Raw genomic sequence first — 16,829 nt, 5'->3', positions numbered from 1 at the left:
ATGAGTGTTTATATGTCAATTAGTTTCTTTCTGTGAAGATTGTTTATTTTTATAGAAATTACCAATGGTTATAACCAGTGGCGCCTGTGGAAATATGCTATCATGGTAATGATGATGGTGACCATGAGGCCAAGTACTACATAGTAACTATAGTGCCAGTGCAGTTCAGGCATGTTGTCAAAGTTCATGCCATATATGCCGGTTAAGACATTCAGTGGCATTACGATAATGGTGAACACGGTGAGCATGCGCATTTGTTCATTGAGGTGGTTGGACTGGTAGGATAAATGTACATCCATCATGCCCATTACGGTATCGCGTGCGCTGTCAAGGGTTTCCATTAGTTGCTGGGTATGGTCGTAAACATCAAGTAAATAGACGTGAATGTCTTTGCTGAACAGGGGAAACTCATTGTGTACGATACGGCCGACAATATCTCGAATGGGTGACAGGGTACGCCGCAGGTTGATGGCATCGCGTTTCAGTTGGTGGATGGAAACCAACAGGTTTTTGTTGCTGTTGCTAAATAATTGTTTGTCTAAACCTTCGACGCGATTATCAAATTCATCTACTGTAACGAAGTAATCATCGACAATGCGATCCAGTAATGAATAAGCGAGAAAATCAATGCCTTTGTGGTAGATATCGCTGTAATTGTACTGGATGTATTCGCGGATCACTTGCAGTAATCCAAGTGGTTCGAACTGGAAGGTGATGATGTAGTTTTGCCCGATGATGATGTAAATCTGGTTGTATTGCAGTTTCTGTTTTTTATAGGCAAAAACACGTGCGGCCACAAACAGATAATGTCCGTAATTTTCGATTTTCGGGCGCTGTTTGCGACTGAGGATGTCTTCCATGGCCAGTTCATGGATGTTAAATGTTTGTAATAGCTGGTGTAGCTGCTCATTATCGGTAATTCCGATCAGATGAATCCAGATAAGCCTGTCTTTTGTAGGGGCTGGTATGTTTCCACAGCATATATCGGCACCGGTATAGCTGTGAGTGAGTAGTTGTCTGGATGTAATCTGGGTAATAGTCAGTGATTGTGCCGGCATATTGTTGACATTGCTGCGATGTGCCAGACTGGGCAGGTTATGTAGTTGAGCCTGTTTATTACTGGAAACACGTGGCGGTGTACTCATATGACATCCTTGACTAAATAGGGTTTAGATAGCCTTGATTTCTAACTGTAAGTCAATTTTGTGCCATAAAGCAGATTCCTGCAATAAGGCACTTGCGGTAAGCGGATTGTGTTTTAACCATTCTGCGCTGATGCTGATAATCAATTGTTTATCGCCTTTGTGGTAATGGATGTCACAATGGTTTACCGGTATCTGAATATCCTGCCGTGCCCGGCAGAATAATGCAGCCAGTCGTAGTGAAAGTATGCCCAGCCACAGCATTTCCTGCTGAGTGAATTCTGCAATTTTACGCAGGTCTCCGCGTTGCCCCAGTACCATGGTGGCGAGAATGTGCTGTTCTTTGCGGGAAAAACCGGGCATATCAGCCTGATCAAGAATATAGGCGGCGTGTTTGTGAAAGCCGGTATGGGAAATGTCTAGGCCAATTTCGTGTAGTTGTGCCGCCCAGCGTACGTATTGTTGCCACTGTTCCAAATGAACCGGGGTAATGGCGGAGGTTAGATGGTTGAATATCATTTGTGCCAGACTGGCGACTCTTTGTGCCTGAATGGTGTCGACATGGTAGCGTTTCTGAAAGTCGGCGATAGTTTGGTTGCGCATGTCGTCGCCCAGTTGTCGTCCGATCATGTCGTAAAATACGCCATCACGCAGTGCCGCATCGGTTACGGTCATTTCGCTGATGTTCAGCTCGGCAAAAGCAGCAATCATGACGGCTAGACCGCCTGCAAAGACTTCCATCCGGTCTGATTTCAATCCTTCCAGTTTGGCTTTTTTGGTGCTGCCCGCAGTGATAATGTGGTTAGCAATTTTGTGCATTTGGGCGGCAGTGATGGCATCAATGGATTCATCGCCAGCAGCAATGACATCGCGAATGGAACGTGCCGAACCTGATGTACCGATGGCGTAGTCCCAGCCAATATTTTTTAGTGCTACTGAGATACGCTGGATTTCGGCACGGGCGTTGTTGACAGCTGCCTGAAAATTTTTGTTATTTATTTTACCGCGTGGAAAGAAGCGCATACTGTAGGACACGCAGCCCAGGCTGAGACTTTCGGTGATGGCTGGTTGTAATTCATGTCCGATAACAAACTCAGTTGAACCTCCACCGATATCGATTACCAGCATATTTTCACCCTTGGGTGGCAGGGTATGGACGACACCGGTATAAATCAGGCGTGCTTCTTCACGTCCGGCAATAATATCAATGGGAAAACCCAGTTTTTCTTCGGCCTGTGGGATAAACTGGCTGATATTTTTGGCTACACGGAAAGTATTGGTTGCAACAACCCGTACGTGATCAGGTTCAAAACCACGCAGTCTTTCCCCGAATCTGGCCAGACAGTTTAATGCGCGTTGCTGGGAAGCCTGGTCAAGCTTCTTCTGTTCATCCAGTCCGGCGGCCAGTCGCACCATTTCCTTTATGGAATCTACTACTTGCAAATGGCCATTCTGGTTGTGACAGATTTGGAGACGAAAGCTGTTGGAACCCAGGTCTACGGTGGCGAGCATGTCTTGCGCGGTCATAATGAAATTGTTTCGGCTTCAGATAGGTATAATGTTACCGTATAGCTAGCATCACTGCTATGAATGGCTGTGATGTGATAGGTTAATAGCGAGAATGATACACAAGTAACCGCCTGTTTTTACTATTTTTACTATGATGTGGGTTATTGTTGTGTTAGGAAAATTTATGTTGAGTTGTACAGAAAGTGTCAGAACTGGGAAGAATATGCTTTTTCTGTATACCTGTGCTGAAAGATTCTAGCAGGAGATAAGTTGCTACAGGCTTATTTTATTGGTAGGCCGATAAGCAGATATGAATAAGACCGTTGCACTGGCAGGATGAATGTGCCGGTTAGGCTTGTATCCTGAAGTGAACGGTCTGATGAGTTAGCTTGATGCTAATATGTCTGATTACAGGCTGTAATACATTTCAAATTCAAGCGGATGTGGCGCCATGCGGATGCATTTTACATCTTCGCTCTTGAATTCGATGTAGCTGTCAATCCAGTCTTGGCTGAATACACCACCGCGGGTAAGGAATTCGTGGTCAGCTTTTAGGGCTTCTAGTGCTTCCTCCAGAGATGCGCATACGGTTGGTACTAATGCATCTTCTTCTGGTGGCAGGTCGTACAGGTTTTTATCGGATGGGTCGCCCGGATGAATTTTGTTCTGGATACCATCCAGACCGGCCATTAACAATGCGGCGAAAGCCAGATAAGGGTTGGCGGTAGGATCTGGGAAGCGTGCTTCGATGCGGCGTGCTTTGGCGCTGGCTACATACGGAATGCGAATTGAAGCTGAACGGTTTTTGGCAGAGTAGGCCAGTTTGGTTGGTGCTTCAAAATGCGGTACCAGACGTTTGTAGGAGTTGGTTGACGGATTGGTTAATGCATTCAGTGCTTTGGCATGTTTGATGATGCCGCCGATGTAATACAGTGCTAAGTCAGACAGACCAGCATAGCCATCGCCGGAAAACAGGTTTTGGCCGTCTTTCCAGATAGACTGATGCACGTGCATACCGGAACCATTGTCTCCAAGAATGGGTTTCGGCATAAAGGTAGCGGTTTTGCCAAAGTTGTGCGCTACATTCTGAATCACGTATTTCATGTCCTGTGTCCAGTCTGCGCGGCGAACCAGTGTGTTGAAGCGGGTGCCGATTTCCATCTGGCCGGCAGTAGCCACTTCATGATGATGTACTTCAACCGGGATACCAATGGCTTCCAGAGTCTGGGTGCAGGCTGAACGTAAATCCTGACCGGAATCAACTGGTGCAACTGGGAAGTAGCCGCCTTTAACGCCCGGGCGATGGCCGGTATTCTGGCCATCATAAGATTCGCCACTAGACCATGCTGCTTCTTCAGAATGAATTTTGTAGCGGGTGCCGCTCATGTCGGTTTGCCATTCTACGCCGTCAAACACGAAAAATTCTGGTTCTGGACCAAAGAAGGCGGTGTCACCGATGCCGGTGGATTTCAGATAAGCTTCGGCACGCTTGGCGATGGAGCGAGGATCGCGATCGTAACCCTGTCCATTGGCTGGGTCGATGACATCACAGGTTAAAACCACGGTAGTGTCATCGTAAAAAGGGTCAATAAATGCTGTAGACGCATCTGGTTTCAGGGTCATATCAGATGCCTGAATCCCTTTCCAGCCACCGATGGATGAACCATCAAAAGCCTGTCCATTTTCAAACCATTCTTCAGGGTCTTCCAGCACAATTCGGGCTGGTACGGATACATGCTGCTGTTTGCCTTTTGTATCGGTAAAACGCAAATCTATGAATTTGGCTTCGTTTTCTTCAATCAGGCTTACTACATCTTTTACTGACATTTCAGGACTCCCATTAAGGTCTGGAGAGTAGTGTACTCTCTTTAAGTTAGCTTGATTCTGCCACAATCGCTTTGCAAAAAAAACGCACTGATGTAAAAAAAGGCCGGCTTTGGGATGTCTTTTAAATTAATTTATTTAAAAACATGTTGTTGTGGATATTTATTCCAGTTTATATCAGATTTTGTGAACTATTAACTGATGTTATTAGGGTGGTGTGGTTATCTATCCGGTTTCAAGCAGATACGGAAAACAGTAGGCATAGTTGTATTTCATAATTTGTTGATTGTTTGGTTGTATGGCAATTTTATGATGATGCTTATAACAATTGTTTGAAATCGCTGGTGGTGTAGGGTTGTTGCTCTTTTTTGGCCTGTAGGGCTGTGAGTAATGCCTGATAACGGCTGCGGGTCAGGGGATAGGCAATGGCAAAAAGTGCGGCCAGCAATCCTGCTAGTGCATGAATCCAGGTATTCAACTCCAAAATAGCGTGCAAAGCTTGTGGTGGCTGAGTAATGGTTTGTTGCCCGCTGGAAGAAATATAGCCATGTTTGTCTATATAAAAACCGATAAACCAGATAGATAGTGCGCTACCGAATTTTTGTAGAAACGACATTAAGGCAGTAATGGCACCTTCCCGCCGCTTGTTATTGATAAAATCATCCAGTTCACATATGTCGTACATCATTGAATAATAAACCGTCCAGAAATAGCTGTTGCCAAGCTGTAGTAAGATTAAATAGATAAGCAGCATGGTTCTGCTGGGAAAACCACAAAAATAGAATAGCCCTGTGCCTATGGAGCTGATAAGCATGGACAAATAATAGACATTTTTCTTATCAAATTTTTGGGCGGTGTAATTCACTATTGGCAGCCAAGCCAGAGCCAGCAGGCTAAAAATCAGAAAACTGATTGCTGCATCCTGTTCACTGTAAGCCATATTGTTTAGGAATAAATAATAAAGTGCGCCGGTACTGAGTGCATAGGCCGCCGACCAGAAAAAAACCGAAGCACCAAGAAACTGGCTGGATGAAAGGCGGCCAATTTCAAACATATTGTTAAAAACTTCACCGATAAAGGCCAAAGGACGGTATTGGCTATCTGTTTCAGATTGTCTCTTCCGGGCAGGCAGTTCATAACCTCGGGTAAGATACCAGCAGGTAAGGCCGCTAATCAGGGTTAGGATGGCAAATATCAGGCTGACTCCAAACCAGCTAGTGCTCACGCTACAACCTGCACCAACAATCCCTTTGACAATTAGTGGTGGTGCGGAAGATGAAACAAGTACCGCCAGATTAAGGGCATAGCTAGCCCATACCCGCAGAGAAGTACGCTCATCAAAGTCGTTGGTCATTTCCGCACCGAGGGTGTAGAAAGGAATCACGTAGATTTTGTAAGCAGACCAGAACAGAATGGCGATTACAGTGAAATATACTGTTTTTTGATTCACACTGAAGATTGAGATATCTGTATATAAAAGGAGCATTAACAGGGTGTATGGCAGGATAGCAGCCAGCATTAATGGTCTGCGTCGTCCCCAGTGCGAGCTGAGGGTATCTGAAAACTGACCCACCAGCGGGTCTGCAACTGCATCCCAGATAACGGCAATCAGGACAATTGTGCCAGCCTGCCCGGCGGGGATGTTGGCAACATTAGTCAGGAAAAACAGATAAAAAACATAAAAGAGATTATAGGCCAGTGAGTCTGCCATCTGCCCGATGGCGTAGCCCAGTTTAACGTGGACTGGTAATTTATTTGATGCTTGAAGAACGGCAATCTGGCGAGTATGCATGATTCATCCCGGATAAATACTGTATCAATTGCTTTGCACTATGCAGGCGCAAAACCAATAAATTGAGGGTTTAGGTGTTGGCCAGTTATCAGGTTATTTTTTGAACTAGCAGGTTAATTAAAGCCAGCGAATTGATAAGTAGTTATGTGTTTACCTGGATGTAATCAGGCTATATTAGAGTTGAAGGATAATAAAAATGTAAAATAGTTGGTAATTTATAGATAATATAGCAAATTTAGGTTAAATATAAAGAAATTTTTTAATTGTTGCAAAATTGGCTACTTTACGGGATAAATATCAGCAGATATGTCTTGCAGGGTACTGTTAGATAAAGGATAAAACTATGGTCGATACGCTAGTTTGTGCTTAATCGATATATCAAAATAATTGATATTTTGTGGCGGTGCCGGTTTTTATATGCTGAAGGGGAGGCAATAAATTGCTTTCTGAATCTGGTTGCTATTTTGCTATTCGTGCGCGTAGTCTGGATAATAGTAATAATTATTTACGCAGTAGGGGAGGAAAAGGGTATGTTTGCAGTATTTGGGAATCCGATAGCGCACAGCCGTTCTCCACAAATACATCAGGCTTTTGCAGCTCAGGAAGGACGTAAATTAATCTACGAACGGCGTCTGGTTCCACTTGATGATTTTGCAAAAACTGCGCGCGAGTTTTTTGCTACAGGCGGGATGGGAGCCAATGTGACTGTGCCTTTCAAACACGAGGCTTTCAGGCTGGCTGATGTGTTAACTGCACGGGCAGAGGCTGCAAAAGCGGTCAATACGCTGTTCTGGCGCGATGGGCATTTGCTGGGGGACAATACTGACGGTATCGGGCTGGTGCGGGCAATTGAAGAGTTACTGTCTTTTTCATTGCATAACAAGCATATATTATTGTTGGGTGCGGGTGGAGCAGCCCGTGGCGTGATTCTGCCGCTTTTGCAGCAACAGCCAGCGTCATTGATGATTGCCAACCGCTCTGTAGAAAAAGCACAGATATTGGCGCAGGAGCATGCGGTGAACTGGTGTGAGTTAACTCAGATTGAGCCGCATTATGATGTAATAATCAATGCTACCTCTGGCAGTTTACATGGGCAGGAATTACCTGTGCCACCAGCTGTACTGGCACGGGCGCAACTGGTATACGATATGATGTATGCGCAAAAGCTGACTCCTTTTTTGCTCCAGGCACAGGCGGCCGGATGCACAAAGCTGGCAGATGGTCTCGGTATGCTGGTCGCTCAGGCGGCAGCTTCGTATGAGTTATGGCATGGGTTCAGGCCGGATATTCGGCCGGTAAGTAGACAGATGCGCGAGGAAATGGAGCAGTCATGAGCCTAGTGCGCAATTTGTTAATTATGCTGGTGACGATATTTTTGCTGTTTAATACCTATGTGTATGGCAGTCTGTTAACTTATCGTGCTGTAGCGCCACACCGCACTATGTTTATGCTATTGCGTATGCAACAATTGGCCACAACCCATCCAGATACCCAATTAAATTATCAGTGGGTACCTTATAACCGGATTTCGCCCAATCTGAAAAAAGCCCTGATTGCTTCGGAAGATGCCCGCTTTGCCGAGCATGACGGCTTCGACTGGAATGGTATTCGCACGGCAATTAAAAAAAATCAACATCAGGGCAGGATTAAGGCAGGTGGTTCAACTATTAGCCAGCAATTGGCTAAAAATCTGTTCTTATCTGAAAGCCGCCATTATTGGCGCAAGGCTGAAGAGGCGGTGATTACTTCTTTGCTTGAGGCTACGACCAATAAAGACCGAATTTTTGCTTTATATCTGAATGTGATTGAATGGGGCTATGGGGTATTCGGAGCAGAAGCTGCAAGTGAAACGATATATGGGCGTACCGCGATGCAACTGTCTGCGCAACAGGCGGCGAAACTGGCTGTTCGTGTGCCCAGACCGCTTTATTATATCGACCATCCGCATGATCAGGAAATCCACCGTAAAGCCAATGTGATCTTACGGCGGATGGGTTCAGCGCAATTGCCGGATAATGACCGGTAATGGCGCAGCATATCTGATAATAATTTAAGCTAGACTAGCTGCGCCGGCGCAGGTCTTCCACTTCATCGAGTAGTTGCAAAATGAGGGCTGTTGCGCTGGCACTGGCATCGAAATCACGATGGATGCGCCATGCACGGCGGGCTATAGCCATGTGATAGCCGGTATAACGCGCCAATTGTGGTTCCTGTTCAACGGGGATAACACTTTCGGCAATCAAACTTAATATCCAGTTACTTTGATTGTCGCAGGCGCGAACCAGATCATCAAAGCTTAATTCTACATCTTGTTGGTTGTTATTCATTTTGCGCTCCTGCTATCAAACGTGGTTCTGGGGCTGAAAAGCAGCATAATGTGAGGCTAGTGCCTGCCATGCGGCACGGTCGGCTTCGGTACTGGTTTGTGGCAGCACAATATTAATCAGCAGATATAAGTCGCCGGCTTCTTTTGCTGGTATCCCTTTACCTTTCAGGCGCATTTTCTGACCGTTATGACTATTGGCTGGAATATTCACGCTTAACGCTCCGGCTGGGGTGGTGATATCGGTTTTGCCGCCCAGAGCTGCTGTCCATGGTGCAACATTGATGCGCTGGTAAACATCTTTGCGATTTTGGACATACAGATTTTCTTCATTACGGAAGCTGATTTTCAGGTATAAGTCCCCGGGGACACCGCCGTTAAAGCCCGGTAGTCCCTGACCACCAAGCCGAATCTGCTGCCCTTCAGTGATGCCTGCCGGAATTTTTACATTCAGGGTTTTGCGCTCGTATGTCATTTGTCCATGAGCATTCAATGTGGGCATATCCAGTGACAGATTGCGCTGAGCACCCTGATAGGCCGCAGCAATATCAATCACCAGCTCGGCATGCTGGTCTTCACCGCGCATCGGGTCGGTACGATTCTGCTGAAAGCCATGCCGGCCACTGCTGCCAAAAGCAGAAAACAGGTCATCAAAGCGAAAATCTCCGCTACCAAAAGCTCCGTTCTGACCAAAATGGCTTGGATCAAAGTCGTATTGCTGGTAGTCATAGCCACCACGGTCGCCACTATTTTGCTGGTTGCCATGCCGGAAAGGGTTAGCCAGCATATCATCGTACTCTGCGCGTTTTTCCTTATTGTGCAGGGTTTCATAGGCGATGTTGATTTCGCTGGTTTTGGCGACGGCATCGGGTTCTTTGCTGACATCGGGATGATATTTACGTACCAGTTTGCGATAGGCTTTTTTTATATCGTCATCACTGGCTTTGCGGTCTACACCCAGAATTTCATAATAGTTGCGTTCAGCCATGTTCTATCCTTTGCGGAAATTTCTTTAGATTTTCAAATTACTATACTATTAAAGTTGGGGGCATAAAGCTAAAGTTTAAAGGGATGTGCTGCGCTAGCAGAGGATGGGTTATGTGATTTTGGCTGCTATCTTTTAATTTTTGTTAGCATATAACTAAATTTATTTTGCCAAGAATTATCGACGGTTGTTTCGCAATCCTGTGCACAATGTGGCAGGCTAAATAGCTATGGCGCAGCAGAAAACAACTTTCCGATATTGGACTAATCGAAACCAGATGTATAAATTTTGGTTAAATAAATTAGGATAATTTGAAAATTATACTGCATTAATGGTTAAGAATTTACAAATTAAGCTTTTATAGTTAAAAGTATACAAATTATTTTATTGGGATTATGCTGTTTGTGATTATATGGTGAGAAAGTTTGATTAGCCATAGTCACAATGTTTATATGGAGAATGTTTTTTTACAGTTAGTCCATGTGAATCATTGTATTGAATTGCTGTACAGATTTTGTTCTTGAAAAAGTACAATGAATAATAGTTTATGTTAATGACAATTGTTTATTATTACAATTTTAACTATTTATATTTACTTTTTTTTTATCTGATTACCGAATTCTGGCATAAAAAAGGGCTGTTAAGTAGCTGATATATATTAATTTGTGATTATTTGTTTGTTTGTTTTAAATCAGAAAATTGGTGTAAAAAGACATTGCTGTTTACGCATTACACTGGTACGATTTAGGCTAAAATACAGTATGTTGCATCACAATAATATATGCTTTTGTTGAATTAAGATTATGCAGATTTATTGTAAGTTGTTTGAATTTATATGTATTTTTTCTAATCAATTTGGTAAAGCAATTGGTTAAAAAAAGAAAATATTAGATGAAATAGCAACAACATAAAGTGTTTTGTTCATGACTCAATCCCATATGAAAGAGGATATTGCTATGTCTGCTGACTTCCATGATCAAGATATCGATCCGATTGAAACCCAGGAATGGTTGGACTCGCTCAGTTCGGTGCTGAAAGAAGAGGGACCTGAACGTGCTCATTATTTGATGGAAAACCTGGTGCGCTATATTCGCCGCCGAGGTATTTATATGCCGTTCAGTGCTACCACCGCCTATCTGAATACTATTCCTGTTGGTAAAGAAAAAAAATCACCGGGCAATCATGAATTAGAACATCGCATTCGTTCATTGGTGCGCTGGAATGCAGCAGCACTGGTGTTAAATGCAAGCAAGAAGAATCTTGAGCTGGGTGGTCATATTGCCAGCTTCCAGTCTTGCGCCACTTTATACGATGTTGGTTTTAATCATTTCTGGCATGGTAAAACAGACAGCCAGGAAGGCGATCTGGTATTCTTTCAGGGGCATAGTGCACCTGGTTTCTATGCCCGTGCTTTCGTTGAAGGCCGCCTGACTGAAGAACAGATGCGTAATTTCCGTCAGGAAGTTGATGGTAATGGTCTGTCTTCCTATCCTCATCCATGGCTGATGCCTGATTTCTGGCAATTTCCGACTGTATCCATGGGGCTGGGACCAATACAGGGTATTTATCAGGCACGTTTGCTTAAATATCTGGAATCCCGTGGTCTGGCCAAAACTCAGGGCCGTAAGGTATGGGTATTCTGTGGTGATGGCGAAATGGACGAACCGGAAAGTCAGGGTGCAATTGCACTGGCTGCACGTGATGGTCTGGACAACCTGATTTTTGTCGTGAACTGTAATTTGCAGCGTTTGGATGGCCCGGTACGTGGTAACGGAAAAATCATTCAGGAACTGGAAGGCAATTTCCGTGGCGCAGGCTGGAATGTATTGAAAGTAATCTGGGGCAGCAAATGGGATGCCCTGTTGGCACAGGATAAGGATAATCTGCTGAAAAAACGCATGGAAGAATGTGTTGATGGCGATTATCAGATGTATAAATCACAAAATGGCGCCTATGTGCGTGAACACTTCTTCAATACGCCTGAACTGAAAGCCATGGTGGCAAATATGTCAGACGATGAAATCTGGTCACTAAACCGTGGTGGTCACGATCCGCACAAGGTGTATGCGGCTTACCACGAAGCAGTGAATAATCCGGATGGCCGTCCGACAGTGATTCTGGCTAAAACCATTAAAGGCTATGGTATGGGTGCTTCCGGTGAAGCACAAAATACTGCCCATCAGGCCAAGAAAATGGACATGAAATCTTTGAAACAGTTCCGTGATCGCTTCCAGATTCCGGTAACTGATGAAGAGATGGAACATACTCTGCCGTTCTTCCGTCTGCCTGAAGACAGTGAAGAAATGAAATACATGAAAGAGCGTCGTGCTCAGCTCGGTGGCTTCCTGCCATATCGTCATCCTGATTCCGAACAGTTGACAGTTCCAGCACTGAGTGAGTTTGCTCCGCAGTTGCAGGACAGTGGTGACCGTGAGTTCTCTACCACAATGGCGTTTGTACGTATTCTGAGTACGTTGCTGAAAGATAAAAATATTGGCAAACGTGTGGTGCCGATTGTACCGGATGAAAGCCGTACTTTTGGGATGGAAGGCCTATTCCGCCAGTATGGTATCTGGAATCCGAAAGGCCAGATTTATACGCCTCAGGATCATGACCAGCTAATGTTCTATAAAGAATCAAAAAATGGTCAGATTTTCCAGGAAGGTATTAATGAACCGGGTGCCATGAGCTCGTGGATTGCAGCGGCTACCAGCTATTCCAATAATGATTATCCACTGATTCCGTTCTATATTTACTATTCAATGTTCGGTTTCCAGCGTATTGGCGATCTGGCTTGGGCTGCTGGTGATCAGCGTGCCCGCGGCTTTATGCTGGGCGGCACCGCTGGCCGTACGACACTGAATGGTGAAGGTTTGCAGCATCAGGACGGCCACAGCCATATTCAGGCTGAGCTGATTCCAAACTGTATTTCTTATGACCCGTCTTTCTCCTATGAAGTGGCTGTGATTATTCAGCACGGTATGCACCGTATGTATGTAGAGCGTGAGGATGTGTTCTATTACATCACCCTGATGAACCAGAATTACAAACATCCGGCCATGCCACAGCGTGAAGGTATCGAGCAGCAGATTCTGAAAGGTATGTATCTGTTGCAGGAAGGAACTGGCGGCAAGCTGAAAGTACAGTTGATGGGCTGTGGTGTGATTTTGCAGGAAGTGATTGCTGCTGCAGAATTGCTGAAACAGGATTTTGATGTAGATGCGAATATCTGGAGTGTAACTTCATTTAACGAACTGTATCGTGATGGTATTAATATTGAGCGCTACAACCGTCTGCATCCGACTGATACGCAGAAAGTGTCTTATGTGACTGAACTGCTGTCTGGTCACGAAGGCCCGGTTGTGGCTTCAACTGATTATGTACGTCACTTTGCTGACCGTATCCGTGCCTATGTACCACAGGATATATTTACTGTGCTGGGTACTGATGGCTTTGGTCGCAGTGATTCTCGTGACAATTTGCGTGAGTTCTTTGAAGTCAACCGTTACCACGTGGCGGTGGCTGCCCTGAGTGGCCTGGCTGATGAAGGTAAGATCAGCAAACAGGTTGTACAGGATGCCATCAATAAATATGGTATCAAGGCTGATGTAGAGCCGAGCTGGACACGCTAATGAACCGACTGCCTGAATGCATATGCCTTTCAGGCAGGTTTTGTTGGCTTAGAGGCTAACGATTGTCGGACGCAGGTGTAAGCCTGCTGTCACCAAAGGACATAATGATGAGTCAGATTGTAGAAATAAAAGTGCCAGATATCGGTAATTATACTGGTGTCGATGTTATTGATGTGGCGGTCAAGGTTGGCGATAGCATTGCGGTAGATGATACCCTGATTACGCTTGAAACCGATAAAGCCACTATGGATGTGCCTGCTGACCATGCTGGTGTGGTTAAGGAAGTGCTGGTTAAGGTGGGTGATAAAGTTTCTGAAGGTACTGTAATTGTGAAAGTGGAAGCAGCCAATGCTGCAACCGCTCCTTCCACAGCAGCTGAAGCACCAGCCAAAGCGGCGGCCAGTGAAACAACCAATGCAGCTACACAGGCTGTTGCGGTGAACGTGCCTGATATCGGCAATTTCTCGAATGTAGATGTGATTGAGGTGGATATTAAAGTCGGTGATGAAGTGGCTGTTGACCAGACACTGGTTACACTTGAAACTGATAAAGCCACCATGGATGTACCGTCTACAGTTGCCGGCAAGGTAACTGCGGTACATGTGAAAGTAGGTGACAAGGTTTCTGAAGGCAGTGCCCTGATTGAAGTGGCTGCTGCATCTGCCAGTGCTGATGCGGCTGCACCAGCAACGCCGGCACAAAAAGAAGCCGCAGAAATCAAAAAACAGGTTGCTGCAACTCCAACGGCTGAAAACAATGATTTGCGTGCCGAAATCAAGAGCCATATTCCACAGGCCTTTGGTAGCTCTGATATTGATGAAAAAGGTTTTGCAAAAGCCCATGCCAGCCCGTCTGTACGCAAATTGGCTCGTGAACTGGGTGTAGACCTGGGACGTGTAACTGGTAGTGGCCGTAAAGGACGTATTACACCGGTAGACCTGCGTAGCTTTGTTAAATCTGTGATGCAGAAAGTTGAACAGGGTGGTGCAGGTGCATCACTTGGCGGTGGGCTGGATTTATTGCCGTGGCCTAAAGTAGATTTCAGCAAATTTGGTGAAATCGAAGTTAAAGAGCTGTCACGGATCAAGAAAATATCTGGTCAGAATCTGGCACGTAACTGGGTAATGATTCCTCATGTTACTTTGCATGAAGATGCAGACATGACTGATCTGGAAGCATTCCGCAAACAATTGAACAAAGAATGGGAACGTGCCGGTATTAAAGTTTCTCCGTTGGCTTTCATTATCTTGGCTTGCGTGAAAGCTTTACAGGAATTTCCAGAATTCAATTCTTCGCTTGATGGCGATAACCTGATTCTGAAAAAATATATCCATATTGGCTTTGCTGCGGATACGCCGAATGGTTTGGTGGTGCCGGTTATCAAGAATGCCGACCAGAAAGGCCTGAAGGAAATCACGCAGGAACTGGCCGACATGAGTAAACGTGCTCGTGAAGGCAAGCTCAAACCACAGGAAATGCAGGGCGCTTCCTTTACCATTTCCTCTTTGGGCGGTATTGGCGGTACTGGCTTTACGCCGATTGTTAATGCGCCGGAAGTGGCTATTCTGGGTGTGTGCAAATCCCAGATTAAACCGAGCTGGAATGGTAAGGAATTTGAACCACGCTTACAATGCCCGCTGTCACTGTCTTTTGATCATCGTGTGATTGATGGTGCAGCCGGTATGCGTTTTCTGGTATTTATCAGTCAGTTGCTGGCTGATTTCCGCCGCGTATCTCTGTAAGTCTTTAATTAGAGGCTGCCTGAAAACAATTGGGTTTCTGGCAGCCTGCATACATGAAATACAGGTAAATTCTGTTGTGTTAATTGCAACAGCTAGGCAAAAGGTTAGACCATGAGCTTAATTGAATTAAAAGTACCGGATATTGGCAATTATCAGAATGTCGATATTATTGCGGTAGAAATCAAACCGGGCGATACCGTTGCGGTAGATGATACGCTGATTACGCTGGAAACTGACAAGGCTACTATGGATGTACCGGCAGAAGCTGCCGGGGTGGTGAAGGAAGTTAAAGTTAAAGTTGGTGATAAAATTTCTGAAGGTGGTGTGATTGCAGTGATAGAAGCTGCGGCCAAAGCAGAAGCAGTAGCAGCTCCCGTAACGGAAAGTGCACCAGCCGCCGCACCACAGGCTGCCAGTTACAGTGGCAGCAGTGATGCCGAATATGATGTTGTTGTGCTCGGTGGTGGTCCGGGTGGCTATTCTGCTGCTTTTGCAGCGGCCGATGAAGGCTTGAAAGTCGCCATTGTAGAACGCTATGCTACTTTGGGTGGCGTGTGTCTGAATGTGGGCTGTATCCCTTCCAAAGCTTTGCTACACAATGCAGCGGTAATTGATGAAGTTAAAGAACTCAAAGCCAACGGTATCGAATATCCGGCACCGAAAATCGATATTGATCAGCTGCGCAGCTACAAGGAAAAAGTTGTAGCCAGAATGACTGGTGGGCTGGCTGGCATGGCTAAAACCCGTAAAGTGGATATTATCCGTGGTAATGGCCGCTATATTGACCCACATCATATTGAAGTAAAACTGACTTCAGGTGAAGGCAGGGCTGAAACTGGTGAAACAACAACACTGGCTTTCAAGAACAGCATTATTGCTGCCGGTAGCCGTGTGGTCAATTTGCCGTTTATTCCTGAAGACCCACGCATTGTTGATTCAACTGGCGCACTGGCACTGAAATTTGTGCCTGAAAAAATGCTGATTATCGGCGGTGGCATTATCGGTCTGGAAATGGGTACGGTGTACAGTACACTGGGCGCACGTCTGGATGTGGTGGAAATGATGGATGGTCTGATGCAGGGCGCTGACCGGGATATGGTTAGAATCTGGCAGAAGAAAAACGAACATCGCTTCGATAATATTATGCTAAATACCAAAACCACGGCTGTTGAAGCCAGAGAAGATGGTATTTATGTTACGTTTGAAGGAGCCAAGGCGCCGACTGAACCACAACGCTATGATCTGGTTCTGGTAGCTGCTGGTCGTGCACCTAACGGTAAGCTGATTGGTGCTGAAAATGCCGGTGTAGCCGTAACTGATCGTGGCTTTATTAATGTTGACAAGCAAATGCGTACCAATGTGCCGCATATTTTTGCTATTGGTGATATTGTTGGTCAGCCGATGTTGGCGCATAAGGCTGTGCATGAAGCTCACGTGGCCGCTGAAAACTGTGCCGGCCATCAGGCTTACTTTGATGCACGCGTGATTCCGGGCGTGGCTTACACCAATCCAGAAGTAGCATGGGTAGGCATGACAGAGGATCAGGCCAAAAAAGAAGGTGTGAAAATCACCAAAGCGGTATTCCCGTGGGCAGCTTCCGGCCGCGCTGTAGCCAATGGTTGCAGCGAGGGTGCTACCAAACTGATTTTTGATGCGGACAGTGGCTTGATTATCGGTGGCGCTATTGTTGGTCCAAGTGCCGGCGATATGATTGGTGAAATCTGTCTGGCCATCGAAATGGGCTGTGACGCAGACGATATCGGCCGCACAATTCATCCGCATCCGACACTGGGTGAATCCATAGGCATGGCTGCTGAAGTGGCGATGGGTACTTGTACTGATTTGCCGCCCCAACGCAAAAAATAAGCAGTAAATGCTTG

Annotated in this window: 11 protein-coding genes; 5 read left to right on the top strand and 6 right to left on the bottom strand. The window is 45.6% G+C overall.

Translation table 11 applies throughout. The annotated features are described in order from the left end of the window. Nucleotides 1–68: 68 nt before the first annotated feature. From corA to BGI33_RS12570, 4 genes are all read right to left on the bottom strand, one after another. Nucleotides 69–1,145, bottom strand: coding sequence for a magnesium/cobalt transporter CorA (gene corA / locus BGI33_RS12585; RefSeq protein ID WP_100091515.1), 1,077 nt, complete (start codon nucleotides 1,143–1,145; stop codon nucleotides 69–71). 24 nt (nucleotides 1,146–1,169) lie between these two features. Next, entirely contained in the window at nucleotides 1,170–2,669 is a 1,500-nt protein-coding gene (gene ppx, locus BGI33_RS12580; RefSeq protein ID WP_100091514.1) for an exopolyphosphatase, read from the bottom strand. A gap of 390 nt (nucleotides 2,670–3,059) precedes the next feature. Then, nucleotides 3,060–4,478 carry a type I glutamate--ammonia ligase gene (gene glnA / locus BGI33_RS12575; protein ID WP_100091513.1) on the bottom strand — a complete coding sequence of 473 codons (1,419 nt, stop codon included), beginning with the start codon at nucleotides 4,476–4,478 and terminating at the stop codon, nucleotides 3,060–3,062. A gap of 316 nt (nucleotides 4,479–4,794) precedes the next feature. Then, on the bottom strand, nucleotides 4,795–6,267 hold the full coding sequence (locus BGI33_RS12570) for an MFS transporter (protein WP_100091512.1): 1,473 nt from the start codon (nucleotides 6,265–6,267) through the stop codon (nucleotides 4,795–4,797). Nucleotides 6,268–6,797: 530 nt separating this feature from the next. On the opposite strand from BGI33_RS12570, the gene aroE reads away from it, so the two are divergent. After that, the gene (aroE, locus tag BGI33_RS12565; RefSeq protein ID WP_100091511.1) at nucleotides 6,798–7,601 is read left to right on the top strand and encodes a shikimate dehydrogenase; all 804 of its coding nucleotides are present in this window, start codon (nucleotides 6,798–6,800) and stop codon (nucleotides 7,599–7,601) included. Then, complete coding sequence (gene mtgA / locus BGI33_RS12560) at nucleotides 7,598–8,293, top strand: monofunctional biosynthetic peptidoglycan transglycosylase (protein WP_100091510.1); 696 nt, start codon at nucleotides 7,598–7,600, stop codon at nucleotides 8,291–8,293. Before aroE ends, mtgA begins: the two co-directional genes overlap by 4 nt. Before the next feature lie 34 nt (nucleotides 8,294–8,327). Here the strand turns inward: mtgA and BGI33_RS12555 are convergent, their stop codons facing one another. Together BGI33_RS12555 and BGI33_RS12550 are read right to left on the bottom strand one after the other, a co-directional pair. Further along, nucleotides 8,328–8,594, bottom strand: a complete 267-nt coding sequence (locus BGI33_RS12555; protein ID WP_100091509.1) for a chaperone modulator CbpM — start codon at nucleotides 8,592–8,594, stop codon at nucleotides 8,328–8,330. A 15-nt stretch (nucleotides 8,595–8,609) separates the two neighbouring features. Next, nucleotides 8,610–9,578: a DnaJ C-terminal domain-containing protein gene (locus BGI33_RS12550; protein WP_100091508.1), complete on the bottom strand. Its 969-nt coding sequence runs from the start codon at nucleotides 9,576–9,578 to the stop codon at nucleotides 8,610–8,612. Between the two features lie 920 nt (nucleotides 9,579–10,498). On the opposite strand from BGI33_RS12550, the gene aceE reads away from it, so the two are divergent. The 3 genes from aceE to lpdA all read left to right on the top strand — a co-directional run bounded on the left by aceE (nucleotide 10,499) and on the right by lpdA (nucleotide 16,815). Then, nucleotides 10,499–13,207 (top strand): pyruvate dehydrogenase (acetyl-transferring), homodimeric type, encoded by a 2,709-nt coding sequence (gene aceE / locus BGI33_RS12545; protein ID WP_373884591.1) that lies wholly within the window; start codon nucleotides 10,499–10,501, stop codon nucleotides 13,205–13,207. Nucleotides 13,208–13,314: 107 nt separating this feature from the next. Beyond that, the gene (gene aceF, locus BGI33_RS12540; protein WP_100091506.1) at nucleotides 13,315–14,949 is read left to right on the top strand and encodes a dihydrolipoyllysine-residue acetyltransferase; all 1,635 of its coding nucleotides are present in this window, start codon (nucleotides 13,315–13,317) and stop codon (nucleotides 14,947–14,949) included. A 111-nt stretch (nucleotides 14,950–15,060) separates the two neighbouring features. After that, nucleotides 15,061–16,815 carry a dihydrolipoyl dehydrogenase gene (lpdA, locus tag BGI33_RS12535; RefSeq protein WP_100091505.1) on the top strand — a complete coding sequence of 585 codons (1,755 nt, stop codon included), beginning with the start codon at nucleotides 15,061–15,063 and terminating at the stop codon, nucleotides 16,813–16,815. Nucleotides 16,816–16,829 lie beyond the last annotated feature (14 nt).

Source organism: Snodgrassella alvi, assembly GCF_002777425.1.
Taxonomy (GTDB): domain Bacteria; phylum Pseudomonadota; class Gammaproteobacteria; order Burkholderiales; family Neisseriaceae; genus Snodgrassella; species Snodgrassella alvi_B.
Note: the sequence above shows the minus strand (reverse complement) of the source record. Positions and strands in the feature narration are given on the sequence as shown.